Genomic DNA, 1805 nt, shown 5'->3' on the forward strand with positions numbered 1-1805 from the left:
ATGCGGGTCCAGCACCGCGACCCGGGATGCCTCCAGCTGGCAGCGCAGGTCCAGAAACCGCGGCGGCTGGCAGTACAGCACCACCCCGACATTGAGGAACTCACCGCGTTCCACCCGCGGCACCAGCCGGATCACCGCGTACTCGAACAGCTCAGGCATCGGCACGCCGCCGAGGCCGCGTCCCACCCGTGCGCAACCAGTCACCGGCCCGCAGCCACTCCGGCCGCCCCGCCCGCCCCGCCCGCCAGGCCTGGCCTGCCTGCCCGGCCTGGCCGGTCTGCCGCACCTCGTCGGCGGAGCCGAGGGCCGTGATCACCGCGTCCCGCCAGGCCGCCCGCGCCTCGACCCGGGCCAGCAGCCACCGGACGTAACGCTCGGGCGGCACCGCCAGCCAGTCCGCGGGTACCCGGTCAAGCACGGCGGTGAGCAGTGCAGCCTCCACCTGGCCGGCGAGTTCCGCGTCGGCCCGCGCGAACGCGTCAGGTCGGGCCGCCGCCGGTAGCAGCACATGGTCAGCCACACCGGGCAGGGTCCGGGCGACAGACCCGTCCGCGCTCGCCCAGTCATGATGCGGGTACAGCGCGGCGCCATGATCGATCAACCACAGGCCGCCGCCCCACACCAGCAGGTTCGGATTGCGCCACGACCGGTCTACGTTGAGCGTCAGCGCGTCCAGCCACAGCACCCGCGCCGCGAGCTCCGGGGCGACGGTGAAGGCGAGCGGATCGTAGGTGATGGACCCGGGCAGATAGTCGAGCCCCAGGTTGGCGCCGGCGCTGGCCCGCAGCAGGTCCTGCACCTCCTGGTCGGGTTCGGTGCGGCCAAGGCGCGGGTCGACGTCGACGACGACGATCTCGGGTACGGGCAGCCCCAGCGCACGAGCCAGCTCCCCGACCACCACCTCGGCGACGAGCGCCCCCTGCCCCTGCCCCGCGCCGCGGAACTTCACCACCCAGGTGCCGAGGTCGTCACCCTCCATCAGACCGGGCAGGCTCCCGCCCTCACGCAGCGCCGCCGCGTACCGCACCGCCGTCACCCGCCGCAGCCCCACGCGCCCCCGCCTTCGCCCGCACCCGTCCGGTTTCCTCCCCGCCCGTGACGGCACCCTACCAACAGCCACCGGAACGGCAGGCCCGCCGGAACGTCCCGGCGGACGCCAGATGCCGCGCTGTCAAAGCGATGTGCGGGTGGTCCAGAATCATGCGCCGGCAGCGCGGTAGTTCTCCTGCACCGCCCGGGAGCCCGAATCCAGGCAGGCGAGTTCCGCCCGCAGCAACCGCGGATCCCGGATGATGACCGACCGGTAGCCGGTGGACAGCAGACCGCGCCGCCGCAGATCGCGCAGCACCTTGTGCACCGTCGGCTCGGCGGCTCCCACGAGCGCGGCGATCTCCGGCTGGGTCAACGGGATGGCGACCGCACCGTGCTGGTCCGCCACCGGGCGGCCGTACATCTGCCCGAGTTCCAGGATGACCCGCATCACCCGCAGCGCGACCGGGTAGCCGGCGAACTCCACCCGGCGTCTGGTCGCCGCGCGGAACTTCGCCCCCAGGGTGCCGCTCACCACCTGGTGCACCAGCGGGTGGCGACGCAGGCAGCCGAGGAAGGCCTCCGCCGAGAGCACCGTCGCACGCACCGGGCCGGCCGCCACGACGGTCGCCATGCGGGGAAGCGCGTCGATCGCCGCGAGCTCCCCCACCAGATCGCCACCCCGGCGAATCGCGAGCAACGCGAAATGCCCGTTCTCCGTCGCCGCGGTGACCTTCACCCAGCCCTCCAGCAGAACGACGACGAAGCTGGACTGG

At 73.4% G+C, this 1805-nt stretch carries 3 protein-coding genes; all 3 read right to left on the bottom strand.

Features of this window, described 5'->3' with window-relative positions; genetic code table 11:
- A partial coding sequence (locus G6R24_RS20650) for a DUF3037 domain-containing protein (RefSeq protein ID WP_163550793.1) occupies positions 1-159 on the bottom strand: 159 nt, incomplete at its 3' end.
- Positions 152-1045 carry a HipA family kinase gene (locus tag G6R24_RS20655; protein ID WP_163550795.1) on the bottom strand — a complete coding sequence of 298 codons (894 nt, stop codon included), beginning with the start codon at positions 1043-1045 and terminating at the stop codon, positions 152-154. The genes G6R24_RS20655 and G6R24_RS20650, both read right to left, overlap by 8 nt.
- Before the next feature lie 153 nt (positions 1046-1198).
- On the bottom strand, positions 1199-1805 hold a 607-nt coding region (locus G6R24_RS20660; protein ID WP_163550794.1), incomplete at its 5' end, for a Crp/Fnr family transcriptional regulator.

The sequence above is a fragment of the Candidatus Frankia nodulisporulans genome (assembly GCF_902806475.1).
Lineage (GTDB): Bacteria > Actinomycetota > Actinomycetes > Frankiales > Frankiaceae > Frankia > Frankia umida.